Origin of the sequence: uncultured Zhongshania sp. (genome assembly GCF_963975605.1) — a bacterium.
GTDB lineage: Bacteria > Pseudomonadota > Gammaproteobacteria > Pseudomonadales > Spongiibacteraceae > Spongiibacter > Spongiibacter aquimaris.
Map to the genome: position 1 here is coordinate 16,785 of NZ_CAXBHN010000018.1, position 24,699 is coordinate 41,483.

Below are 24,699 nucleotides of genomic sequence, written 5' to 3' on the forward strand. Positions count from 1 at the left end.
GTGATTTGCGGGCGGCATTTCCGCCGCCCGCAAAGATGCTTATGCCTTGGCTTTAACCGCTTCCAAAAACGACGCCATGCCTTCCTGCATTGCTTGATCCAATTGCTTGGATATATCTGAGGCAGCCATCATTTCATCCCATTCGCGAAGACCGGGGACGTCCGCTACCACATCCCACTTATAGATGGCGCCCGTCGCCAATTTGCAGGTCAACAAGCAATAGCGTAACGCCACATCCGCCATCGTCATTGCTTCACCAAACATATACGGAGCGGGCTTTGCCAACAACGCCAGGGCCTGGCAACCCTTAGTGATTGTTTCGCGGACCTCTGCCTTAACGTCATCGCTCACCTTCTTACCGGCGAGCACTTCAGGGAATAAGCGGCGGGCTGGCAACTCAAAATACAATTCTGCCATTTTCATTAACTCGCCCACCTTGGCACGCTGCCACTCATCGGCAGGTAACAGCGGGCGCGCAGGATAAGCCGCCTCAAGGTAACTAAGAATAACGCTGCTCTCCGCTAGGCAGCCGTGCTCTGTTTCAATGCTAGGGACCTTTCCCATGGGGCTTTTACTGTTATACGCGGGATCCATTCCGGGGAAAGTCAGCACTTCCTCAAACTCTACGCCCTTATAAAGCAAGACATGCTTTACCATATTGAAATAATTACTGACTGCAAACCCATACAATTTAAGCATCGCGTTCATCCCGTTAGGTATTATTCTGAATAGCCCAATAGTATACGCAGCATTGATTTCTCTACACCAGTGTCAACATCAACCAATTTTCATACCGCCACCCTCGCGTGCGACTGAAAGCTGACAATTTGGTAAGTTGCCGCCACGACATAAGTTGGCTACTGTTCCCGCTCAGATTTATACGGTAGCAAAAACGATGACTATTACCCTGCCCGCCCACATTAATGACGTTAAGGGCTTTTTGGCCGACGACGAGGCACACGCCCTTCACGAGTACGCACTGTCCGTGGCAGAGCGGGGCCCAGTTCTGGAAGTAGGTAGCTACTGCGGCAAATCAACCATTTACCTGGGCTTGGCCTGTCAGCAAAAAAACAGCGTGGTGTATGCGGTCGATCACCATGTCGGTTCAGAAGAACACCAGCTCGGCGAAATGTTTCACGACCCAGACCTGTATGATGCCGGTGAAGGGCGCTTCGATACCTTCAAAGACTTTCGGCGCAATATTCGCCTGGCCGGATTAGATGACACCGTCGTTCCCATCGTGGCGACATCAGAAGTCAGCGCGCGACACTGGCACACACCCCTCGCCATGGTCTTTATCGACGGTGGTCACAGCCTTGATGCCGCACTGTGCGACTACCGCTGCTGGGCGGGCAAAATTATCACCGGTGGCATACTCGCCATTCACGATCTATTTCCCGCGCCAGAAGAAGGCGGCCAAGCACCCTATGCCATTTACAAAATGGCATTAGCGTCTGGGCTGTTTGAACCCATTGCGCGGGTGAATACGCTTGGCTTGTTAAGGCGGGTTTAGAGCTAGAATGCCTAGGCATAATCGCCGTTAATTTGTTGTGGTATGCCGTCATACCTGACACCGATCGGGTATCCAGATGAAGCGCAGCGATTGTTTTTGTTCGACATCCGATCTTGGGCTTATTGCAGTAGATATCCGCAAGCCTTGTTTTCGACCAACCGGGCGACTTACTTTATTCGGCACCACGTGCCTCAACCTTCGGGTCGCGAAAAGGCGGCGATCAAATAGAAAACTTTGTCTTTTTGCTTGGGCCAAAAATAAAGTAAGCAAAAAAGAAAGGCACCCTGCATCACCGTCGACGGCAAAAAACGCCATCGATGTAAATCGAGGCTTCCTGCCTCTCGGCAACGGCTATCCTGCCGTTTTGTCCTCCGCGCTTCGCAAGTAACGACGCGGGCAGCGTGTCCCCGGAAAAAACTCGTCTTCGACTCAGAAAGTTTCCCGCTTTAACCCGTTACTCGCTGCAATGCTTAACGGTGCTGAAGGGACTTTGGGCGCTGGCTGAAAGTCCCGTGGTTCTGTTTTGCTCTCTTTAAGTTAATACCAGAACATGGCACCGCTCTTTGTCCCGCATTTTAACTCACCGAGCATCGCGGAAATTCAATGGGATGTTTTTAGCGAGTATTATCTGGGCCGAAGGCGAGTTCCGCAGATAAATGACGAGCAACGCGGAGGGCTGATGCCATTTTTGTCCCCAGCGTTGTTGTACCCAAAGCATTCGCTACGCTTGGGGCAGGCTCTCAGTCACTTGTTTAGAATGACTAAACGGCGCGACTGCCGTCCGGGCGGCGCTCCGCTAGCTGGAAGCAAAAATGACCGCCAGCAGTGATAATCGAATTAGTGTGAACAGCCCCTAAAGTGAGCCCGGCTCGACACAAGCTGAATCTGTACTACAATTCCACAAGCGACTTTTTTTTTCGGTATCACCCAATTTTTCAGAGATTCCCAGGGGCACTGAGAGGTATCATCGTACACCGTCCCCTTTCTAGGGAACGTCTTGCGCAGCGGCCTGAGACAAGCGGCACAGCACTCACGCCACCACCGGATGTATTTGTGAACCACAACGAAGGCAAAGGCAACAACAACACCCGAAACCCAGCGATATATGCAGGCTTGTATGCGGTTACCGCGGGACTATGGATTCTGCTGTCTGGAAAAATGCTGGCCTACGCCGTCAGTGACCCCACCTCGATCGCTCATCTGGAGCTGGCCAAAGGATTGTTATTTGTCGCCGCGACCAGCGCCGGACTGTATCTAGTGTTGCGCCAGCGCCCTTCTAGCCCGGATCTGAACCTACCCAACAAAAGGCCGCGGTCGCCGCTGCTGATTATCACCGTGCTGACAATACTGATTCCTCCCGCCGTGGGCTACGGTATTCTGCGTTTCTACTCTCCCCACCTGGAGATGAAGCTCTACGTAGAACTGGACGCTATTGCCAGCCTCAAGGCCGGCCAAATCGACTTGTGGCGCGAAGAAAGGTTAAGGGACATTACCAGCCTGGCCGACAGCAGCAGCCTAGTCAGCAGTGCACTGCAACTCACCACCGAGTCAGCCGACAACGATTCTCACCGGCGCTATATCGAAAATCGCCTGGAGTCGATACTTCATGCCGACAACTACCGCGGGGCCATGATACTGGATCGCAATGGCCAGCCTCTGGCATCGGTCGGCCTGGATATAGACTTGCCATCCAGCACATTGGCACTGATTGAACAGGCCAGCATCAGCCGAGGAATCGCGGGACATCTTACCCTGAACGATAGCGCAGGCAGCTATCAGGATCTGGTGGCGCCGCTGGTCATGCCTGGAGAAAGGGCTCAAGTAGAGCACTTTCTATTGCTTCGCAGCGACCCCGAGCGTTTGTTGAGATCCCTTATGCCAATCTGGCCTGGGTACCACGCCAGCGGCGAAACGCAAATTTTTCGTCCTGGTCGCCAAGATGCTCTGAGCTATCCGGGTCCAGGCAGCGATATATCGGGTGACTCAAAATCCGCTGTTATCAACGGCGTCAACCCACTGGCCGGTGCAATTGATCTGCAGCGAAAGCGCCATGGCCAACTCCGGGCGAAGGACCACCGGGGTCAGGATGTCCTGGCCAGTTACCGGGCCTTGAAGGACAGCGACTACGCCGTTATCGCCAAAGTGGATCGGGACGAATCACTACGCCCCCTGCGCGTACTGTCCGCCTGGGTCGGCGGCCTGCTGTTCGGCGGCCAGTTGGTGATTGGCATCATCCTGCTCATTCTCTGGCAACAGCAGCGTCGATCCCATCAACTGTCGCTGTTGGCACGCAGCCAACAACACGAAATGGAACTGCGCCAGCAACAGGCCGTGTACTTTGAAATGTTCGAGGCCAATCCCCACCCCATGTGGGTCTACGATCGCCACAGCCTCCGCTTTCTGGCCGTCAACGATGCCGCCCTGCAGCAATACGGCTACTCCAGGGAGCAGTTCCTAGGTATGCAAATCAGTGATATCCGCCCCACTGAAGAACGTACAAAGTTAGAAGACTATCTCGCCACGCAGCCCAGTGAGGGCATCGATCGCGCCGGCCTCTGGCAACACCAGCGCCGCGATGGCAGCCTACTGACGGCAGAGATATCCGGTCATCCGCTGCGCTTCCAGGACTATGACGCGGAAATGGTGCTGGCCTACGATGTCACTCACCGGGAGGAGATGGCGGCCCAACTTCGGGAATCGCAACGCTTTGCCTTTGCCACCATCGATGCACTGGCGTTGAACATTGCCGTGCTGGACGAGACCTTCCACATCGTCGCCACCAACGCCGCCTGGCGGGATTTCGCCCGGGCCAACGGCGGCGACCCCAAGACCACTGGATCGGGCAGTGATTATGCCGCGGTCTGTCGCCGCGCCGCCGAACACGGCGAGCCCCAGGGGCAGTTGTTGCTGGAAAAGTTATTGGCTCTGCGCGACGGCAGCATAGACCGCTTCGAATTTGAGTACCCCTGCCATTCCCCCGAGCTACAACGCTGGTTCATCGTGCAGGGTAAGCGCTTCCCCGGCGATGGGCCGCTACGACTGGTAATCACCCATGAAACCATTACCGAGAGGAAGTTAGCAGAGCTGGAGCTGCGACAACTCAACCGCTACTACGCTGCACTGAGTAATATGAACGCCAGCATCATGCGCAACAGCGAGTCCCAGAACATCCTCAACCAAGCCTGTGAGATCGCCATGCAGCACGGCGAATTGGAACTGGTCTGGGTAGGCAAGCTGGAGGCTGACGGCCACAGTATTAGCCCCCTCGCCAGCGCGGGGCCGGCAGCAGGGTATATGGACCAACTCCTTGTCAGCGCCGACCCCGAGCACGACAACGGACAGGGCCCGGTGGGCAAGGCAATACGGCTGGGCCACGTCGTGGTAGTCAACGATTTCTACCACGACCCCAGTACTAAGCCCTGGCACGAGGCGGCCCGCCGTTGGCAATTGCAAGCGGCTCTGGTCTGCCCGATCAAATGCCGCAATGGCATCTGGGGGGAAATTGCCTTTTACTCCAAGCAGCGCGACTATTTTAAAGAAAGCCTGATTGCCTTACTGGAAGAGCTCACCGCCGATTTGGCTTATGGCCTGGACATGCGGGAATTGGAACGGACCAAAGCCGAGTCCGAGGCCCAATCACTACTCAACGCCCAGGTGATCGAATCCAGCCACGAGGGCATGTATATCTGTGACGCGGATCTCAGGATCACCATGGTCAACCGCGCCTTCAGTGAGATTACCGGCTACAGCGCGGAAGAGCTCGTGGGCGAGAGACCAAACGAGCTCTTTACCGGTCGGGAAGATACCAGTCTGGGCACCCAAATGTTGTCGCTGCTGCAAAACAGCGGCCGCTGGGACGGAGAAATTTGGCAGCGTCGCAAGAATGGCGAGTCCTTCCCCGCCTGGCTCAGCGCCACCCGAGCGGTCAACGAAGGGGAAGTACGCTACATCGTTATTTATCGAGATATCACCGAGCAGAAAGAATATCAGCGCCGCATTGAGCACAGCGCCAGTCACGACCCCCTGACCGACCTGCCAAATCGCGGTTTAGTGGATGCCAGAATCGACCTGAGCATCGCCGAGGCCCGACATAGCGCTCGTAAAGTTGCGGTAATATTTATTGATATCGACCGCTTCAAAGTGATCAATGACAGCCTTGGCCATACCCTTGGCGACCAGCTCCTGAAAGCAGTGGCGTCGCGCATCTTGCGGGTGTTACCCGACAGTGACTTGGCCTGCCGCGTCGGCGGCGACGAGTTTATGCTGGTACTGGGAGAGCTCGCAAACGCTGAACAGGCGGGGCGCTTTGCCAACACCCTGACCCGCCATCTGGCCCGCCCCTACCATATCGAGAATCATGACCTGCTTATCACCGTCTCGGTTGGTATAGCCATGTACCCAGGTGACAGTAACGACAGCGCCAACCTGACCCGGCGAGCCAATACCGCCATGGCCAGCGCCAAGCAACTGGGCCGCAATCGCTACCAATTCTATTCTGATGAAATGGAAGCTGACCAAAGACAGCAATTAGAGCTTGAAAAGGCGCTGCGAGGGGCAGTAATGCGGGGCGAGCTATTTCTGGTGTATCAACCCCAGTGTCGCCTGGAAGACGAAAAACTGATCGGCGTGGAAGCGCTGGCCCGTTGGCAGCATCCCGACTTTGGCCTGGTCCCCCCCGATCGTTTTATTCCCCTGGCGGAAGCCAGCGGCCTGATTATCGAACTCGGAACCTGGATACTGGGTGAAGCGTGCCGGCAAGCCGTGCAATGGCAAGTGGCGGGCATTACCGATGTTGTGATCTCGGTCAACGTTTCCGCGCTGCAGTTTCGGCAGGAGTCCTTTGTCGATACCGTACGTCAGACCCTCAAAGCCAGCGGGCTGGCGGCCGCCAGGCTGGAACTGGAAATTACCGAAAGTCTGTTGATGACAGGCATCGATCAGGTACTGCTAAAGCTGGAGGAGCTGCGAGCTCTGGGTATCAAGCTGGCCATTGATGATTTTGGCACCGGCTATTCCAATATGGGTTACCTTCGCCAGTTCCACGCTCATCGCCTGAAGATAGACCAGTCATTTATCCGCACACTGCCAGAGGACAGAGACAGTGCCGCCATCGCCCAAGCGATAGTCAACCTGGGTAATAGCCTGGGCATGCAAACCATCGCCGAAGGTATTGAAACCGAAGCCCAGTTGACCTTTCTTAAATCCATTGACTGTATGGAAGGCCAAGGCTACTACTTTGCAAAGCCGCTAAGCCCGCCCCAACTGGAAGCGTGGTTGGCAACACATTCGAAGCACTAGCGCTCCTTCAACATGATTACCGTGTGCAGTCAGTCCTAGGCGGTTGATTGCGATGCGTTGTCTCGAAGGCATAGTGCCTAATGCACTCGCTGCGCGGGGCCTGCTTTATTTCATTTGGCGTGACCAACCTTCTCTCCTCGCGTCCCGGCGGGGCCCGCTAGATTGCGGGCATTTTAATATCAACAGGAGTAATCAAATAAGTGTAAGCGGGCTCTGGCAGTTCCGGCCACTCTCACTCAATCATCGACGGTAGCTTGCTGGTATCTATCAGAACGATCATCACTATTGCGGTGGATCAATATGCGCCCCAAGTGTGGCGTTTACCCGAAACCAACCCGCAATACTGTATCGCAGGCGACTTGCGGTAGTTACTTCGTGGGGGAAGCGGTCGCTCAGGAAGACCACCAGGGTGCCCATTAAAGGCGATATTTTTGCGATGGGCTCAACATCATCTTCAAACATCACTAGATGCCCGCCATCGGCCAAAGCCCAATTCGGGTTTAAATAGAATACGGTCGAGAGCACACGGTTTGTGCGGCCTTTGAAGGCATCTAAATGCTTTTTATAAAAAGCGCCGGGGACGTAGCGGGCAAAATGGCACTCGTAATCGAATAAGCCCATGAAGAGGCGACAATTCAATCCCGTGCGCAATTTTTCCATCCACGCCAGATAACTCGCCTCAACCTCATCGCTTGCTGCTAGCCAGCGGATTTCGTCATTGCGGACAAAGGGGTTTAACTGGAACTCCCCAGCGCGACCAACGCCCGCGGGTTTAAATACCTCGTCCTCAAAACTGGCTATGCGAGCAAAAAGCGCGTCGCTCATCGCAATAGGTAGGGCCGCCGGTATAACGACATAGCCTTTTTCGGTTAAAGCATCGGCGATCTGATCAAAAACTCGCTCTGTATCCAGCTCAGATAAGAGTACTTCAGCTTCCACTATGCAGCCCCCGAAAAAACTGCATATTTACTCTTAAGCGCGGCGCTGTCACTAATTAATTTTTATTAAGAACGGCATTATTTAGCAGCGAATATACGCCTGCGAATCTCTGCACTTATCGGAGATAGCGCAGGGTCATGACTAAATCCGGAATAAACTGCAAATAACTCCCGTACTGCCATAACTGCGCCGATACCGACGGCCGCATTTCGCGTTCAACCTTATCTATTAATTTATGCAGACGGCGACGACCCTGCGCACGGTTCACACCCACTTCGATAACAGGAGCCAATACCGGTGTCGCCAAAAACATCACCGCGAACCCGGCGATAGCGCCGCTAACCGCTACCCACGCCGGCACACCAAACCAGCCCGCCCACAGCGCCGCCCAGGCACTTTGTTGACTCAAATACACCGTGCTTGCCGCCGACATACCAATCATCGACGCGCTGCCAAAGGCAATTTTATCGCTCACGCTCCGGCCTAATAGACCGACGCCTAAGAACATCAACACATCTCGACTGCTGTCATGGTGCAAACCCATTTGCGCCACGGCAGCCTGGAGGCGCTTGGCGGCGACGTCGCTGTCGTAAGGTGCTAGGACCTCGCGCAAGCGTTCGATGTCACCTTGCTGGTAATCCGGGTGGGCACGCAGCTGCTCAAACAACATCGCCTGCAAGGCAGGTAGGTCTAGCACCTGCTCGGCCAATATATCGGCTATCGCCTGCTCTTTGCCGGTCAGAGCTCTATGCACTGTCTGGCCTCGTCTTCCGAGGCTGCGCAGTAAACGCCATAGCGCGCGCGGAATGTTCATTAAATCTGCCGGCACATCGGCTTTATTTTGCCAATGCCTGGAGGCAACGGCTGAGATGGAGCTGAAATAACGCGCGTGCACATCGTCTACCCTTGCGTGAGCGGCAGCGAAATGCGCGCTAATCGCCTGACGCAGTGCGGCCTGCCACTGCGCCTCGGCATCGCTGATTTCAATTTCTGGCTGATCTGCGCTCACAAATCCCGACTCCGCATAATGCGCATAAAAATGGCTTGTAAGCCTATGACATTACACACAAAATGAGGGCTTAAACTCATAACATATACCGCTGCCATGTCAGAACATACCGATTACGTAAAATGGTTTCGCAACTCAGCACCTTATATTAACGCTCACCGTGGCAAAACATTTGTCATTATGTTTGGTGGCGAAGCCGTTGCGCACCCCAATTTTGCCAATATTGTGCATGATGTCGCCCTGCTAAACAGCCTCGGTGTAAAACTGGTTTTAGTTCACGGCGCGCGTCCGCAAATAGAAGAGCGGGTGCGCGACGCGGGTATCGAAAGTCGCTACCACAATGATCTGCGTATCACCGACGACATAGAGCTGCGCTGTGTTACCGATGCCGCAGGCTCCTTGCGCGCCCATATCGAGGCACTGCTGTCGATGGGTGTGGCGAATTCACCCATGCATGGCGCCGCTATCAGAGTGTGCTCCGGCAACTACGTCACCGCGCGCCCGATTGGCGTGGTGGATGGTATTGATTTGCGTCACACCGGCGTGGTCAGAAAAGTCGACGCCCAGGCTTTACAGCAGCAGCTCAATCACCAACACGTCGTGATGTTATCACCGCTGGGATATTCACCAACTGGGGAGATTTTCAACCTCACGGCAGAAGATGTAGCCGTGCACACCGCTGCGGCCTTAAAAGCCGACAAATTAATTTTATTCACCGCCGATTCCGGCCTGCTAAATAGCGCCGGAGAGTTGATCCGCCAGTGCGAATACCGCGACGTCGACCAGGAGCTAGAACAGCAACCATTATTAAAAAGCGATAGCGTCGTACAAGCGGTGGTCGATGCCGGCGATCTTGGTATCAACCGTTGCCACATGATCTCATTCCAAGAGGATGGCGCCCTGCTTCAAGAGTTGTTTAGCCGCGACGGCGCCGGCACGCTCATCACCCAAGAGTATTATGAACAGTTTATGACTGCCAGTATCGATGATGTGGGCGGCTTACTCGCCATCATCGAGCCCTTAGAGGCAAAAGGCGTATTGCTCAAACGGTCACGGGAATTATTAGAAAACGAAATCGAGCATTTTAAAATACTTGTTCGCGACGGCATGGTCGTCGCGTGCGCCTCGCTTTACCCATACCCCGAGCAACGCAGCGGCGAGATCGCCTGTGTAGCGACGCATCCAGATTATCGCGGTGCAGATCGCGCCGAGCGCCTATTGGAATTACTGGAAAAAGAGGCGCGTAAAAAAGGCTTGGATTCGGTGTTTGTGCTTACCACACAAACCGCGCACTGGTTCCAGGAACAGGGCTATGTAGAGTGCCAAATAGACGACTTACCACCGGCTAAAAAGCAACTCTATAATTTTCAGCGCAAGTCTAAAGCCTTTATAAAGACGCTAAATTAATATGCGCGTACCAAGAATATACGTGGAACAAGAGCTGGCCGTCGGCCAGCTTATTTCCCTGGACGAGCGCGCTGCACATTATGTTTCGCAAGTGCTGCGTATGCGAGCTGGGCGAGACTTAATTGTATTTAATGGTGACGGCGCGGCTTATCCGGCAACGATTATTGAAGCGGCAAAAAAATTGCTACGCTGTCAACTTGGCGACGAAGTACTTAGCTCCGCGCCACCTTCACCGCTTTATATTGAACTCGCCATCGGCATATCTAAGGGCGACCGTTTTGACTGGGTAATTCAAAAAGCAACCGAGCTCGGCGTCAATAAAATTACGCCGCTATTTACCGAGCGCTGCGACGTAAAACTGAGCGGTGAACGACAAGGAAAAAAACAGCGTCACTGGCAGCAAATTATGATCAGTGCCTGCGAACAAAGTGGCCGCAACAACTTAGTCGAGATAAGCGATGCATGCCGCTTAGATACTTGGTGCGCGAGCTTAGGCGAGCAAATCAAATTAGTGCTGTGCCCAAGTTTAAACGCGGAGCTTAGCGTCGATGACGGCCGCGCAAATCACATCACCCTGCTAGTTGGCCCCGAAGGCGGGCTGAGCGACGACGAAATCACGTACTCTATTAAACAAGGTTTCCAAGCACTGCAATTGGGACCGCGGGTGCTGCGCACCGAAACGGCCCCCATTGCCGCTATAAGTATTATGCAGCATCGCTGGGGAGATATGGGTTGGGGTTAGATGTGGGTACGGACTATAATTTTGAACTGACTACAAAACGGCAAGAACTTCCTGCTCAAGCGCATCCCAGTTTGGAATCATAAGCTTTAATTCTACCGCCCTAACTTGGCTGTGAAGCAGTGGATGTGGGTCGGTATCTAATGGCGTAATATCACTCTCACGCAACCGCACCAGGCGCGGCACACCGCTCAAGGCCACACCAAAATACGGCATTTTCTGCCGATCACTTAAACCGTTGAAGACCGCCATTTGCCGCAATACCAAACCCTCCGGTAAACGGCCATTTAACAACCCTTCAAAGCTAATAATTGGAATTTCCTGTTCGCGCCACGCCATATAGCCAAGCAGGAAGGGTGATGACACGGCTGAACTCAGCTGCCCAGCCAGGACGACTTCGGCCACGCTCGCGTTTGGAAGCAGCAATCCACCACTCATTAACGGCAGGACAATATTTGCCGATACAGTAGACGGCTTTTCTAGCGTGGTATTCATGCATCCACCAAGTTCGACGTCACTTCATCAATCGCCTTAAGTAACTGTATTTCCTGATAGGGTTTACCAAGGAAGTTGTGCACACCTAAGGTATGCGCGCGCTGACGATGCTTCTGCCCGGTACGTGAGCTAATCATAATAATGGGAATATCTTTCATCCGCGGATTTCCGCGTATCCTGCTCGCGACCTCAAAGCCATCCATGCGCGGCATTTCAATATCGAGCAAAATAACATCCGGCAAACGCTCACTGCCCTGCAGCTGATTAACCGCGTCCAAACCGTCCCGCGCTAGCGCAACCTCCATATGCTGGCGGACAAGCAACCTTGACGTTACTTTTCTTACCGTCACCGAATCGTCGACTACCATGACCAACCGTGTATTCTTCCTTGAAATGGTAGGCTGCGGCTGTCGCTGATTACCCGCGAGGCGACGGGCAACATCAGCGCGAATACTAGCTAACATATCTAAAATAACGACCACACTGCCGTCGCCCAGCACGGTGGCTCCCGACAACCCGGGCACCGCCGCAAACTGTGGCCCAAGGGTTTTTACTACGACCTCGCGGGAACCCAGCAGCGAGTCAACTTGAATCGCCGTCGGCGGCTCGGCATTGCGGATCAATAATACTGGCCGCGACTCTATCTGACCCTCAAGGTGAGGGACACGACTCGCGTCGAGCAAATTACCCATATAACGCAAATTATATTGCTGATTAGCGTATTCAAAATCCGGGCCGCCCTCTTGATAATACACATCAAGTTCATAGGGACTGACCCGCACAATACCTTCAATATTATTAAGCGGTACGGCAAATACTTCACCGCCCACACTAACCATCAAGGCGCGGTTTACCGACACGGTGAAAGGCAAGCGGATTTCAAAGCGCGAGCCGCGACCCACTTCGGTGCTAATATCTATTGCACCACCCAACTGCTTTATCTCACTGCGCACCACGTCCATACCAACGCCGCGACCAGAAATTTGAGTTACATTTTTTGCGGTACTGAAGCCCGCGTGGAAAATGTATTCCAGCAACTGTCGATCACTGAGCTCTGCATCATCCGAAATTAAGCCCAAGTCTTCGGCGCGACGACGTACCGCCTGCAAGTTTATCCCGCCGCCATCGTCGCTGATGACAATCACGACATCACCACCTTGGCGATCAAAGCGCATATTAATTTCACCCACCGCAGGCTTGCCCGCCGCCGCGCGAATTTCAGGTGATTCAATGCCGTGATCTATAGCATTGCGGAGCATATGCTCCAGCGCAGGAATGATCCGTTCCAACACTCGGCGGTCCATCTCGCCATCGGCATTGTAAACGTTAAATTCAACCTGCTTATCCAGCTCAGTAGCAATCTGTCTAATACCGCGTCGCAGGCGCGGTACCATGCGCGAGAAATTAACCAGCTGCGAGCGCATCAAGCCTTCCTGCAGCTCGGTATTTACGCGAGACTGCTGAACCAACAGGGTCTCCATGTCACGGCTCTTTTCCAACAGGGTCGCTCGCAAGTCGACAAGGTCTGATGCCGATTCAAGTAGTGAGCGCGACAACTGCTGCAGTTGCGAATAGCGGTCAAACTCCAGTGGGTCGAAACCGTCCGCGCCCTCACTTTCAACCTGCTCCTGGCGGAAAATAATTTGCGCTTCGGTCTCAATATCCATGCGCCGCACCTGTCCCTGCAGACGCTCAACCGTCATTTCCATTTCTTCCAGGGAGAAATGAATTTCGCTCACCTGCTCCTCAACACGACCGCGGGCAATTGAGGTTTCACCGGCCAAATTGATCAATCGCTCAAGCAGTGGCGACGGTACCTTTATCATTTCTTGAGGAGTCGCGCGGGCCATAGAGGATGCCAGCGAACTTACATCGCCAACATCGCCACCTTTTGGCGTAAATACTGGCAGTGGCGCTTGCTCCTCATGAGCAATTGCCACCTCCGTTGATACGCTTTCAATATGCTCCGGGATGCTTTCGGCAAAGTCGTCTATCGGCGCCACAGCCGTTGGGTCATCTATTGCCGCAATACAATTTACTAACTGATCTTGATACTGCTGTACTTGATTGAAAAACTCTTCACTGCCGGTATTGCGCTGCACTATCGCTATCGAAATCGCCGTTTCAAAGTTGTGACTCAAGTCGCCGACCGCAGGCAAGCCAGATAAACGCGCACCGCCTTTTAGGGTGTGCAAATAACGCTGAATATTATCGAGATGAATCACCTCATCCCGCGCACCAGACCAATGGTGAATAGACTCATCGAGGCTTTCTAAAAGATCCGCCGCTTCTTCTAGAAATATTTCTAATATTTCTAGATCAATATCATCGTCTTCAGGCTCAGGTGTCGACGCCACGACAACGTTATCTGCCGACTCGTCACTAACAGGTTCAGTAAGTTCTATTTCAACAATATCGCTATCGTCAGCAACTGCCTGGCTGTCAGTGACAAATGTCGAACCGCTCAGATCGACATTGCGAATGCGATCAATTAAATCGCTATTTTCCGCCACGGTCTGTTCCGCAGCCAACTGATTCAAATAATCCATCAGCTGTTCTAAGGCTTCATTTACCAGCGAAACAAACTGCGCGGGTATGGGATCTTCGGCGTGACTAAGTAAAACCTGCAATGCCTGCCCCAGCTCCGCAACTGGCTCGCAATTAATATCTTCAGCGCGCTGGGCAAACACACCCATAGTTTGCGCGTAGTCCACTAGCGTCGCCGCAGCGATATTCTCCTGCTCATCGAGAATATCGAGCAAGCCCTGAACACTTTCGCTATGGTTAGCTAAAAACGCATCGAGAGCGCCAGCTGACACTTCACCGTGCTCACTGCGATCAGCGGCAAACTCCGCTTCGTGAATAAGCTGCACAGAAAGAGCGTTGATAGAGGACAGCAAGGTTTTTGGCGTATGCAGCGATGAAACCGGCGTATCAGCCAGCTGTGTCACCATGAGGCGCACCTGACGCACCACATCAGAAATCAGCGCGACTAAGCTCTCGCCCGCCGCGACCCGCATTGAACGAAGTTCTTTTACCAAGCCCTCCAATGGCGTAATGATGTTGGCAACGGGCCACACCTCTGCCATTTTTGATGAGCCTTTTAGGGTGTGCAAGGCGCGCTGCACCTCATCGGTGAGCTGCGCGGGATAGCTATCGACCCCCTCAACATACGCTTCCAACACCCGTAAATGCGTGTCAGCCTCGCCCATAAAGATACCGGTCAAGCCGTCTTCGTCAGTGGCAGAGCTAGAGTTAGACTGGGGAATTTGCTCCTGCGCCAAGGCATCAGCGAAGGTCATTAAGCCATCTACTGATGATGCCGGCAGCTCACGACCCTCAGCTAAAGCCGCAATCAGATCGGGAAGTAGAGCAGTGACGTTTTCAACCAATTGCAGTCGTGCGTCATCCATTACGAAATGACTATCAACCACCTTGTTTAACATGGCCTCAACCGACCAGGCCAACTCGCCCATTTGAGTCGCGCCGACCATTCGACCACTGCCTTTGAGCGTGTGGAATGCGCGGCGCACCACCGCTAGGTAATCGTCGGAATCCAAGCGTTCATGCCAAATCGGCAGAGTGTCCTTCAGCAGCGTCAAAACTTCCTGAGCTTCTTCAAGGAAGACATCGGCAATATCTGGGTCTAGATCAATGCGTTTACCAGCAGCGTCTCCAGACTCGCGCTCATCGCCGCCAGCACCCGGCCAATGCAATATATTTTTATCGCTTACCCCTCCGCTAACTGGGTATCCCAAGCGCGCTACGCAGGCCTCTGCTCCCGCTAGCAGAGCGTCATCGTCATACTGACGTCCATTACTGCTGCGCTCGAGGTAATAGTCTACCGAGGTCAGAGCGTCAGCTAAGGCATCTAAGCTTTGCCAATCTGGCACCAGCTGTTGGGCGATAATATTGCTGGCAAGATATTCGGCGCAATTCTCTAATATTAGTGCCGGTGCAGCGAATCCCACCGAGCTCAACTGGCCCGCCAAATCCCGTAACTGATCAGGCACTTGTTGCAAATGCTCGCTCTGCCACTGCTCAGACACATAGGCGATAATCGCCTCTTGGGCATCAAACAATACCGAACGGCTTTGCGAGATCACCTTGCCAAAAGAAGCCTCGGCGTCTGCCTCACTCTCTTGCTCTGTGGCTAGCAGGGCAGAATCTGGGTTCGCCGCCAGTCGCTCAGCCAAACGTTGCAATGAGGTTGCCACCGCCTGCATTTGTTGACCGGCCAGCCCGCGCTCAACCTGTTCAATAATCGCTTTTAATGGATACAGTGACTCGACCCATCCGAGCACTGCCAGGGTATCGGCGACGCCTTTGCATCGGCTATACAGTAGTTCATTGTCCGTCACGGCACTGGCGGCCTGCATCAGCTCTGCAACGACTGCCTGTCGCGCGCGCTCTATAAAGTGCTCGCTGTTAGCCGCCGACTCAGAACTGCCGTCAAACACACCAGTCAAACCATGCTTTTCACGCTCACTTTCAATATATCGCGACGAGGCGGGGCTGCTGGCAATATAGAACAGAATATCTTTTAGCAGTGGCAGCGATACGGCGCGTTGCGCGGCCGCATAGCCATCGCTAACAAGGACTTTTAACTCCAGTCCTAAGCGACTTAATACATGTCGAACGGCGACATGATTTGCAATTGACTCATTAAGCAAACCTTCGATTAACGCCAGGGCAGATAACCACAATACTTGCTGTGCGTGTCCACTACACAGTTTGGCAGCGCGCCCCGACACTTTGCCGAGATAGACCAAATTTTGCTTATCGCCATCGCCGCGCGCATAAGCTTGCAATGCGATTTGATACATTTTTAGCAATTTGCCAGCAAGCTCGTTAAAGGTCTGCGCTGACAAATTCGAGTCATCGTCCGAGGGCCCGGGATTCAAGTCTAACTGCGGATTAAACAGCAGCAACGACGACAAGAGAGGCTGATCATTTGCGGCACGCAACTCGTTAAATATCATTATTAACGAAGCGGGTAAGGCGCTTTTACTGTCTTTTACTCGCCGTAAATACGCCGGCAATTCATCTGCGCTAGTTTGCACCGCCTCAAGGACACCTCGCTGACGAGTCTCGGTGCATAAACCACCACTTACGGCGGCGACGCTACGCTCCATTTCATCAACTAACAGTGCGGCACCGCTAAACTCAATCATGCGCAAGCTGCCCTGCACCTGATGCATCAGCATACTGGCGCGATCTAACGATGCGCTGTGACCATTTTGGATGTAATCATCAATTAGCGGCACACATTGGGCTAAGGCGTCGGAAATCTCTCCGGCGACCCAATCTAGCGCAATATAGTCTCGACGATCAGTCATGTCCTTGGACTCTAGCTTCCCATACCATCGCGATATCCACAGCATTACCAGCCGAGCCGGCAACGACGCTATATCTATAACTGTTACGTGTCACAAACACGACGGCAGCGGCAATCAGAATTGTCGCTCCGGCAGCGTGAAGCCTGCCACCGAGCTACGCAAGTCATTGGTCATTTCTGCCAGCGCACCAATCGACCTAGCCGTCTCAGTAGAGCCCGCCGATGTTTGCGAGGTAATTTGCTGAATAACCTGCATCGTTGATGATATTTGCCCAGCAGAGACAGCCTGATCAGCAGCGGCGCTAGAGATGTTTTGGATCAGCTCCGCCAGTTCCTGCGATACCGTTTCGATTTCCGTCAGGGCCGTACCCGCGTCCTGTGCAAGCCGCGCTCCGCGCACCACCTCAGACGTGGTTTGCTCCATCGAGATAACGGCTTCGTTGGTATCTGACTGGATGGTTTTTACTAGTGCTTCGATCTGTTTGGTTGCACCCGACGAGCGCTCTGCGAGCCGCTGAACCTCGTCCGCAACAACCGCGAAACCTCGACCAGCGTCACCCGCCATCGATGCCTGAATCGCCGCGTTCAATGCCAGAATGTTGGTTTGGTCAGCAATGTCGTTAATCAAAGAAACGATGTCGCCGATTTCCTGTGAAGACTCACCCAGACGTTTAATACGCTTGGAGGTCTCTTGAATCTGCTCGCGAATATTGTCCATGCCTTTGATGGTGTTCTGTACCACTTCGGCGCCGGTGTTTGCGATGGCAACCGAGCGCTGTGCAACCGCCGCTGATTCGCGGGCGTTTGACGATACGCGATCGATGGTTTGCGCCATTTCAGAAATTGCCGCCGACGCGCCCGCAATCTCTTTGGCCTGACTTTCCGATGCCTGAGCCAGTGTTAATGCCGTGGACTGGGAGTTCTGCGCAGCAGACGATACCTCTACCGCCGTTTCGTTAATCTGCGATACCAGCACCCGCAACTGGTCAATGGTGTAGTTGATAGAGTCGGCGATGGCGCCGGTAAAATCTTCTGTTACCGTGGCAGAGGTCGTAAGGTCACCATCTGCAAGATCGGCTAGTTCGTCGAGGAGACGCAGGATTGCCGTTTGGTTTCTTTCATTGGCGTCGGCTGTTTCACGCAGGCGCATCCGGGTATTGCGCATCGATTGCCACGCCAAGACCCCGAGACCAATCAATATCACACCAACAAAGATCAGCGCGCTCGCTAAAGACAGTGGCCGCTTTTCAGACAATTTGCCAATTGCCGACGACAAGTTACTTGTTACTTGGGTAAGTTCTGGCACCTTGGCAGCAATCAAAATAGCCGCTTCAGACGATTTTAAAAGTTCGGGAGAGACCTCGAAAATACTTTCCATGGAGCCGCTTAACTGCTGGAAAGACATGGCGATCTCAGCCAGTATTTGTGGCGCTCGGCCCTGAGTTACTCGGTCAACGCCAATAGCACTATTGCCTTTGAGCATGGCATTTAAGACCGTCGCAAACTCGCTGGCATCAATAGTAAATTGCTCTGCGGCCTGGGTTGCAGCCTCACCGCCGCCAATCATACGGTCGACATGACGACCAATTCGCTCCGCCAGCCAAGACTGTCGCTGTGCAATAGCCGCCTGCTTAGCCGATGCGCCGTTTTTCAATAAGATATCGACAACTTTATTATTGTTGTCCTGCAGCTGGGGAAGCTGCTGATTCAAGGTTTCGGCAACTTGATATAAAAAGATAATGCGCTCTTTATTACTCGTAATAGTGTCTGAGGCACTGTTAACCTGCGCCCAAAGCACGTTTAAACGATCGATATCCGTACCGAGCATGGCAGCTGGCGACGGCAGACCTTTGCTACCATCCACTAACTTGCTGCGCGCCTGTTCAAAATTCCGCTGTGCGCGTGCTAGCGCGTCAAAGCTTTCTTGATCACCCAGCGCCGCCTCCCTTGAGGTATTCGCTATCTGCTGAGCATACAAACGCATTTCACTGGTCAGCTCTAAGTAGCTCTGATCATAATCCGCGTCTCGCAGAATAATGAAGGTATTTAGTCCGACGCCAATAAAGCCCGCCAGAATAACTAAAACGAGTACACTCACTACTCGACTGGTTCGCAGTCGTGCTAGAGCGCCTTGATTACCTGCTTTCATTTCCCCGAACTCCCAGTGCTAAATATTAGGTATTTTGTGTCATTCCGAGCTTATGCTGCCACGGTATAAAAATTATCATCTTCTATTAATTGAACAGGGCGGAACACGACCCACTGACGTTTTGCGTGCTCGTAGCAGCCTTGAACATAGTTCGCTATTGTGGAAACTTGCAGCTCGCTATCTAAACGAAAGGTCTCAGCATTAAAGTGCTGCATGCCAAATACGTCATCGACGATGAGGCCCAAATATATCTCACCCTTTTCAATGACCAAGACGCGGCGCTGACGTTGATCTTGCGTGCCCTGCTCGCCAAGAAATGCACTTAAATCTACCAGCGGAAGCAGGCGCCCCCGCACATTGGCAACACCTCGGACCCAAGGCTTTACGCCCGGAAGACGCGTTGCCGCGGGCTCAGTCAACACTTCAGCAATATCATCCATCGCCGTCACGCAGTGCTGTTTGCCGATACGAAAACCGACACCGCTCCACGTAATTGCACGATTGTCGCGAGCACTCGGCAATGCCGCAAGACCTGCACGGAATCGAGTGTCCAGGTCCTGCAAATAATCAAATGACAGCGTGTTAGACATAACTCACTCAGTTGCTAGGCTAATTTAATACCGCATCAATCGCGTTGAGCAGCCCCTTGCTATCAACTGGTTTCGTTAAATAGCCCTTAGCGCCCTGGCGCTGCCCCCACAGGCGATCGGTTTCTTGATCTTTGGTGGTGACAATAATAACTGGGATGCCGCTGGTGTCTGGGTCGCGACTCAACTGCCGCGTTGCCTGAAAACCATTTAAGCCCGGCATAACAATATCCATTAAAACAACGTCGGGCATTTGTTCCTTAGCAATATTCAAGCCCAACTCACCACTTTCTGCTGTAAGGACTTCATAACCATTCTTACTTAGAATTTCTGAAATCTTAAAAATCTCAGTCGGTGAATCGTCAATAATAAGAACCCGTGGCATGTTATTTCCTCATCGAAAGCGCCGCAGCAGCGGCGCATAGAGCGACCTTGCACCGGCATCAAAACCGGCTTTACATTTTATTAGGCTGGGCAAATGCGCGAATCAAGCGTGGGTAAGATGCACGTGATTCTGAATGGCCTCAAGCAGTTCACCTTTACTGAAAGGCTTAGTCAGGTACTGATCTGAGCCAACAATACGGCCTTTAGCTTTGTCGAATAAGCCATCCTTACTGGACAGCATAATTACCGGCGTAGACTTGAATTCGGTATTATTTTTAATCAAGGCGCAGGTTTGATAGCCGTCAAGGCGCGGCATCATAATATCAACAAAGATAATATCCGGCTTAGTATCGGCAATCTTCGCCAAGGCGTCAAAGCCGTCGACGGCCGTGACAACTGTGCAACCTTCTTTTGCCAATAGGGTTTCAGTGGTACGACGAATAGTTTTGCTATCGTCGATAATCATAACTTTCAAATCGGAAAAATTGACTTCCATAAGAATTGATAACCTTGTGAAGGTTGCATATTGATGCGCCAACAATCCAATGTCTCATCGCAGTGTGTTGGTTTTTTTACCACGTAAAGACCTCTGACACCATCATCCAATACTGTCAGTAAAGCAAAATTGCTCGAATAGACAAACTTTCGCTGTTTTTGCGGTATTCTATCACCGCTAATTATTAACGCAGCTGGCCTTCAGAATACAGCCTAATTACAAAGTTTTCGATACAGGTAACAAAATGACTATTCGCCTTGGCGTCGTAATGGACCCGATTGAGCACGTTACATACAAAAAAGATTCAACTCTCGCCATGCTTTGGGCTGCAGCGGAACGCAACTGGGAAATTAGTTACATGACCACCGCCGACCTGTACGTTAGCGGCGGACAAGCTCGATCGTCAGTGCAGGCCTTGCGCGTCTTCAAAGACCCAGCACATTTTTACGAGCTAGACAGCCGCGTCGATATTGCACTGGGCGATCTCGATGTGATTTTAATGCGCAAAGACCCGCCGTTTGACAACGAATTTCTCTATGCCACACACATCCTTGAATTAGCTGAAACACAGGGCGTATGGGTAGTAAACAGCCCCCGCAGTCTGCGCGACTGCAATGAAAAGCTCTTTGCTTTGCAGTTCCCGCAGTGTGGCCCGGTACACCTCGTCAGCCGCGATCAGGCGCGTTTGCGCGCTTTTCACGCCGAACACGGTGACGTGATCATGAAGCCTCTGGATGGCATGGGTGGCAGTTCGATATTCAGGCTAAAGCCGGATGATGCCAATGTCGGTGTTATTTTAGAGACCCTCACCAATCACGGCCAAACTACCATCATGGCCCAAGTGTACCTGCCGGAAATTCGGGATGGCGATAAGCGGATCTTGCTGATAGATGGCGAACCGGTACCATATTGCCTCGCCCGCATCCCGGCCAAAGGCGAAACCCGCGGCAATTTAGCGGCGGGCGGCACCGGTCGAGCCCAAGCCCTTAGCGACGCGGACCGCCGCATCGCAGCCGAAGTCGGCCCTGTCGCCCGCGAAAAAGGCCTGCTGTTTGTTGGCTTAGACGTCATCGGCGACTCGCTCACAGAAATTAACGTCACCAGCCCAACCTGCATCCGTGAAATCGACACTCAGTTTGGCACCGATATCGGCGGCCAGCTCATGGACTGTATCGCCGCCAAGCTTGCTGCCGGGAAACATCGTTCATAATGACGGCAGCCACTTTGCCCGTGACTGATGATCACACCCCGCCAGAACGGCTGGGGTTTATCATCGTTGTCGCCACGGCAATGCACCTCGCACTCATATTGGGCATTACCTTCACGGCGCCCGAGCCGAGTGTTAAGTTGCCAAACCTAGAAATCACCTTGGCGCAATACCAAAGCAAAGATGCACCCGAGAACGCTGACTATTTAGCCCAGTACGACCAAATCGGCAGTGGCAGCTTGAAAGACAAGGCCGAACTGAGCGCCACCAGCGAAAGTGCCTTCCACGACAATACCGCCAAGGAAGAGGAGGCCCTAAAATTAGCCAAGTCGGTTCCAGACACGGCGGGTTCCGCACTACTTAGCACCACCGGTGACGCCACTCGCAGCACTAAGCCGCAGCAAACCCGAATGCTTCATCAACAGCAGCAGTGGGACGGCAGCGACGCACAAAACCAACTCAGTGAAAATATTTCGGCTCTTGAAGCACAGCTCGAAAACCTAAACCAAAGTTACGCACGCATGCCGCGACCTAAGTTCATTACCTCAGTGGCTACTAAAGGCTCCCCCGACGCGCTCTATTTAAACCGCTGGGAAAAACGCGTCGAAACGGTTGGCAACGCCAATTATCCTGAAGAGGCACGCCGCCTAGGAATAGAGGGCGAACTCAGGCTGCTGCTTATGCTCATGCCGGACGGCCGAATTGATGAAGTCCGCATACTCAGTAGCTCTGGCAACCCGATATTAGACCGAGCTGCTCACCGTATCGTGCGCCTGGCAGCGCCTTATGAAGCCATTCCCAGTGACGTGCTAGACGGCAAAAACCGCCTCGGCATCGTTCGCACTTGGCGTTTTGAGCGTCAATCACTCAAGACAAACCAAGGCTAAATCCGCGTTTAATATCCGTAACAAGCTTGTTTTTACTGTAATTTCATCGATACTTAGGGTCATGACCGACGCCACCTTCCCATCGTTTAAAAATCACTTTTTGATCGCACTGCCCGCGCTCAAAGACGGTATTTTTACCCATAGCATCACCTATCTCTGTGAGCATGACGAACAGGGCGCCATGGGTATTATTATCAATCGCCCACTGGATATGGACGTCGATGAAATTCTGGAACAACTCGAATTGGACGGGCATATCTATAACCACCAGCAACCCGTTTACGCAGGCGGACCGGTGCACACCGACCGCGGCTTTGTGCTGCATCCCCGCGATGGCAAACAATGGGACGCCAGCGTCGACGTGACAGACACCGTTACGCTGACCACCTCACTGGATATTCTTGACGCCATTGCGCGTGATTGCGGCCCCAGCCAATGCCTGATCGCCTTGGGTTACGCCGGCTGGGACGCAGGACAGCTAGAAGAAGAATTGCAGGACAACACCTGGCTAACGGTGCCGGCGAGCGACCATGTTTTGTTTGAGGTCGATGCAGAGAACAAGGTCGATGCCGCCCTCGCCAGCCTAGGCATCCATTTTTCACAAATCGCGCCGGATAGCGGCCACGCCTAAGGATGCGCGCAACACCATGAGCAACGCTCCCCAAACCCTGCTCAGCTTTGACTTTGGTCTGCGCTGGATAGGTTGTGCAATTGGTCAAACCCTAACCGGTACCGCCAGTCCCCAGCCCTCACTGCAAGCCAAAGATGGTATTCCGCGCTGGGAAGATATCGACAAACTCATCGCTGAATGGAAGCCAGACGCGGTGGTGGTTGGGCTGCCATTGAATATGGATGGCAGCGTATCGGAGATGTCCCATAGGGCGCGCAAATTCGGCAACCGCATTCACGGCCGCTTTGGTATTGCGGTTCATTTTGCCGATGAGCGACTCAGCAGCTTTGAAGCCCGCGGCAACATCATTGACGATACCGGTTCCCGCGACTTTAAAAACCAATCGGTAGACAGTCGCAGCGCAGCCATTATTCTAGAGAGCTGGATGCGCAGCTAGTCATAAGCGTTATTGCTAGCGGCGAGTCATACCCCGCGATGGCGGTTTTTTAGTGCCATCTTCCTGCATTGTCAAACCGCCCGCCATTTTCCGCATTTGCTCAGGGTTATTGTCGGCACCCAGTTTAATCAGCAAGCGCAAATCATTGGCAGAATCCGCATGAGCGATGGCGTCTTCGTAGGTAATCTCGCCAACCGTATACAAATCGTAAAGCGCTTGATCAAAGGTTTGCATGCCGAGTTCGGTAGACTGCCTCATCAAGTCCTTTACACCGGATACATCGCCCTTGCGAATTAAGTCTGAGGCCAAGGGCGTATTTAATAGTATTTCCACACAGGCTCGTCGCCCCTGTCCGTCTCGGGTTGGAATCAATTGCTGGGCAACCATAGCTTTAAGGTTTAGAGACAAATCCATCCACAGCTGCTGATGACGCTCGGCGGGGAAAAAATGCAGTATCCGGTCCAAGGCTTGGTTGGCATTGTTCGCATGCAGGGTGCAAAGACATAAATGTCCGGTTTCAGCGAAGGTGATCGCCTGTTCCATGGCTTCGCGGGTACGAATCTCACCGATCATGATCACGTCGGGAGCCTGACGAAGCATGTTCTTCAAGGCCACTTCAAAAGATTCAGTATCGATGCCGACTTCGCGCTGGGTAACAATACAGCCGCGATGTTGGTGCACAAATTCAATGGGGTCTTCTACCGTAATGATATGACCTCGGGAATTTTCATTGCGATGGCCGATCATCGCCGCCAGCGAGGTTGACTTACCCGTGCCGGTGGCACCGACAAAAATAATCAAGCCGCGCTTGGTCATCGCCAGCTCTTTAACCAGTTCCGGCAAGCCCAACTCATCAGTGGTCGGAATATTGGTTTCAATGCGACGCAAGACCATACCGACCAAATTGCGCTGATAAAATGCGCTCACTCGGAAGCGGCCAATACCCCGCGCGCTAATGGCGAAATTACACTCTTTGTCGCGCACAAATTCGCGGCGCTGCTGATCGTTCATTACTCCCATCACCACTTCACGGGTTTGCTCCGGGCTAAGGGCATTGCTGCTCAATGGCACCAACTGGCCATTCACCTTAACCGACGGCGCCACGCCAGCAGAGATAAACAAATCTGACGCGCCCTTTTCTTGCATGATGCGCAGTAATTTTTCAATTTCCAATGTGTAACTCC

The 24,699-nt window shown here is 53.0% G+C and carries 18 protein-coding genes; 8 read left to right on the forward strand and 10 right to left on the reverse strand.

Annotation, left to right across the window (positions count from 1 at the left end; all coding sequences use genetic code 11):
- Window positions 1–39 precede the first annotated feature (39 nt).
- A complete protein-coding gene (locus AAC007_RS13705; protein ID WP_219043527.1) occupies window positions 40–699 on the reverse strand; it encodes a glutathione S-transferase family protein in 660 nt (219 codons plus the stop codon).
- Window positions 700–895: 196 nt separating this feature from the next.
- On the opposite strand from AAC007_RS13705, the gene AAC007_RS13710 reads away from it, so the two are divergent.
- Together AAC007_RS13710 and AAC007_RS13715 are read left to right on the forward strand one after the other, a co-directional pair.
- Window positions 896–1,513: a class I SAM-dependent methyltransferase gene (locus AAC007_RS13710; protein WP_339677523.1), complete on the forward strand. Its 618-nt coding sequence runs from the start codon at window positions 896–898 to the stop codon at window positions 1,511–1,513.
- Between the two features lie 1,053 nt (window positions 1,514–2,566).
- Entirely contained in the window at window positions 2,567–6,811 is a 4,245-nt protein-coding gene (locus AAC007_RS13715) for an EAL domain-containing protein (RefSeq protein WP_339677525.1), read from the forward strand.
- 282 nt (window positions 6,812–7,093) lie between these two features.
- On the opposite strand, the gene AAC007_RS13720 is transcribed toward AAC007_RS13715, so the two are convergent.
- On the reverse strand, window positions 7,094–7,750 hold the full coding sequence (locus tag AAC007_RS13720; protein ID WP_339677527.1) for a 2OG-Fe(II) oxygenase: 657 nt from the start codon (window positions 7,748–7,750) through the stop codon (window positions 7,094–7,096).
- 115 nt (window positions 7,751–7,865) lie between these two features.
- Window positions 7,866–8,759: a hypothetical protein gene (locus tag AAC007_RS13725; protein ID WP_339677528.1), complete on the reverse strand. Its 894-nt coding sequence runs from the start codon at window positions 8,757–8,759 to the stop codon at window positions 7,866–7,868.
- A gap of 96 nt (window positions 8,760–8,855) precedes the next feature.
- On the opposite strand from AAC007_RS13725, the gene argA reads away from it, so the two are divergent.
- On the forward strand, window positions 8,856–10,166 hold the full coding sequence (gene argA / locus AAC007_RS13730) for an amino-acid N-acetyltransferase (RefSeq protein WP_339677529.1): 1,311 nt from the start codon (window positions 8,856–8,858) through the stop codon (window positions 10,164–10,166).
- 1 nt (window position 10,167) lies between these two features.
- The gene (locus AAC007_RS13735; protein WP_339677531.1) at window positions 10,168–10,908 is read left to right on the forward strand and encodes a 16S rRNA (uracil(1498)-N(3))-methyltransferase; all 741 of its coding nucleotides are present in this window, start codon (window positions 10,168–10,170) and stop codon (window positions 10,906–10,908) included.
- 30 nt (window positions 10,909–10,938) lie between these two features.
- Here the strand turns inward: AAC007_RS13735 and AAC007_RS13740 are convergent, their stop codons facing one another.
- From AAC007_RS13740 to pilG, 6 genes are all read right to left on the reverse strand, one after another.
- The gene (locus AAC007_RS13740; protein WP_339677533.1) at window positions 10,939–11,400 is read right to left on the reverse strand and encodes a chemotaxis protein CheW; all 462 of its coding nucleotides are present in this window, start codon (window positions 11,398–11,400) and stop codon (window positions 10,939–10,941) included.
- Complete coding sequence (locus AAC007_RS13745) at window positions 11,397–16,739, reverse strand: Hpt domain-containing protein (RefSeq protein WP_339677535.1); 5,343 nt, start codon at window positions 16,737–16,739, stop codon at window positions 11,397–11,399. The genes AAC007_RS13740 and AAC007_RS13745 overlap by 4 nt, the downstream gene beginning before the upstream one ends.
- A gap of 114 nt (window positions 16,740–16,853) precedes the next feature.
- Window positions 16,854–18,887 carry a methyl-accepting chemotaxis protein gene (locus AAC007_RS13750; protein WP_339677537.1) on the reverse strand — a complete coding sequence of 678 codons (2,034 nt, stop codon included), beginning with the start codon at window positions 18,885–18,887 and terminating at the stop codon, window positions 16,854–16,856.
- Between the two features lie 50 nt (window positions 18,888–18,937).
- Window positions 18,938–19,477, reverse strand: coding sequence for a chemotaxis protein CheW (locus tag AAC007_RS13755; RefSeq protein WP_339677539.1), 540 nt, complete (start codon window positions 19,475–19,477; stop codon window positions 18,938–18,940).
- Between the two features lie 19 nt (window positions 19,478–19,496).
- Window positions 19,497–19,859, reverse strand: a complete 363-nt coding sequence (locus AAC007_RS13760) for a response regulator (protein WP_219043518.1) — start codon at window positions 19,857–19,859, stop codon at window positions 19,497–19,499.
- A 102-nt stretch (window positions 19,860–19,961) separates the two neighbouring features.
- Window positions 19,962–20,354 carry a twitching motility response regulator PilG gene (pilG, locus tag AAC007_RS13765; RefSeq protein WP_219043517.1) on the reverse strand — a complete coding sequence of 131 codons (393 nt, stop codon included), beginning with the start codon at window positions 20,352–20,354 and terminating at the stop codon, window positions 19,962–19,964.
- Between the two features lie 244 nt (window positions 20,355–20,598).
- On the opposite strand from pilG, the gene gshB reads away from it, so the two are divergent.
- The 4 genes from gshB to ruvX all read left to right on the forward strand — a co-directional run bounded on the left by gshB (window position 20,599) and on the right by ruvX (window position 23,515).
- Window positions 20,599–21,564, forward strand: coding sequence for a glutathione synthase (gene gshB, locus AAC007_RS13770; protein ID WP_339677542.1), 966 nt, complete (start codon window positions 20,599–20,601; stop codon window positions 21,562–21,564).
- Complete coding sequence (locus AAC007_RS13775) at window positions 21,564–22,448, forward strand: energy transducer TonB (protein ID WP_339677544.1); 885 nt, start codon at window positions 21,564–21,566, stop codon at window positions 22,446–22,448. The genes gshB and AAC007_RS13775 overlap by 1 nt, the downstream gene beginning before the upstream one ends.
- Before the next feature lie 61 nt (window positions 22,449–22,509).
- Entirely contained in the window at window positions 22,510–23,079 is a 570-nt protein-coding gene (locus AAC007_RS13780) for a YqgE/AlgH family protein (RefSeq protein ID WP_339677546.1), read from the forward strand.
- Window positions 23,080–23,095: 16 nt separating this feature from the next.
- Entirely contained in the window at window positions 23,096–23,515 is a 420-nt protein-coding gene (gene ruvX, locus AAC007_RS13785; RefSeq protein WP_295873722.1) for a Holliday junction resolvase RuvX, read from the forward strand.
- A 15-nt stretch (window positions 23,516–23,530) separates the two neighbouring features.
- Here the strand turns inward: ruvX and AAC007_RS13790 are convergent, their stop codons facing one another.
- Complete coding sequence (locus tag AAC007_RS13790; RefSeq protein ID WP_296436713.1) at window positions 23,531–24,688, reverse strand: PilT/PilU family type 4a pilus ATPase; 1,158 nt, start codon at window positions 24,686–24,688, stop codon at window positions 23,531–23,533.
- Window positions 24,689–24,699 lie beyond the last annotated feature (11 nt).

What these genes read in the sequence shown, in the direction of transcription:
- AAC007_RS13705 (WP_219043527.1), bottom strand. Translation starts at nt 699, where the DNA reads ATGCTTAAATTGTATGGGTTTGCAGTCAGTAATTATTTCAATATGGTA.
- AAC007_RS13710 (WP_339677523.1), top strand. Translation starts at nt 896, where the DNA reads ATGACTATTACCCTGCCCGCCCACATTAATGACGTTAAGGGCTTTTTG.
- argA (WP_339677529.1), top strand. Translation starts at nt 8,856, where the DNA reads ATGTCAGAACATACCGATTACGTAAAATGGTTTCGCAACTCAGCACCT.
- AAC007_RS13735 (WP_339677531.1), top strand. Translation starts at nt 10,168, where the DNA reads ATGCGCGTACCAAGAATATACGTGGAACAAGAGCTGGCCGTCGGCCAG.
- AAC007_RS13740 (WP_339677533.1), bottom strand. Translation starts at nt 11,400, where the DNA reads ATGAATACCACGCTAGAAAAGCCGTCTACTGTATCGGCAAATATTGTC.
- AAC007_RS13745 (WP_339677535.1), bottom strand. Translation starts at nt 16,739, where the DNA reads ATGACTGATCGTCGAGACTATATTGCGCTAGATTGGGTCGCCGGAGAG.
- AAC007_RS13750 (WP_339677537.1), bottom strand. Translation starts at nt 18,887, where the DNA reads ATGAAAGCAGGTAATCAAGGCGCTCTAGCACGACTGCGAACCAGTCGA.
- AAC007_RS13755 (WP_339677539.1), bottom strand. Translation starts at nt 19,477, where the DNA reads ATGTCTAACACGCTGTCATTTGATTATTTGCAGGACCTGGACACTCGA.
- AAC007_RS13760 (WP_219043518.1), bottom strand. Translation starts at nt 19,859, where the DNA reads ATGCCACGGGTTCTTATTATTGACGATTCACCGACTGAGATTTTTAAG.
- pilG (WP_219043517.1), bottom strand. Translation starts at nt 20,354, where the DNA reads ATGGAAGTCAATTTTTCCGATTTGAAAGTTATGATTATCGACGATAGC.
- gshB (WP_339677542.1), top strand. Translation starts at nt 20,599, where the DNA reads ATGACTATTCGCCTTGGCGTCGTAATGGACCCGATTGAGCACGTTACA.
- AAC007_RS13775 (WP_339677544.1), top strand. Translation starts at nt 21,564, where the DNA reads ATGACGGCAGCCACTTTGCCCGTGACTGATGATCACACCCCGCCAGAA.
- AAC007_RS13780 (WP_339677546.1), top strand. Translation starts at nt 22,510, where the DNA reads ATGACCGACGCCACCTTCCCATCGTTTAAAAATCACTTTTTGATCGCA.
- ruvX (WP_295873722.1), top strand. Translation starts at nt 23,096, where the DNA reads ATGAGCAACGCTCCCCAAACCCTGCTCAGCTTTGACTTTGGTCTGCGC.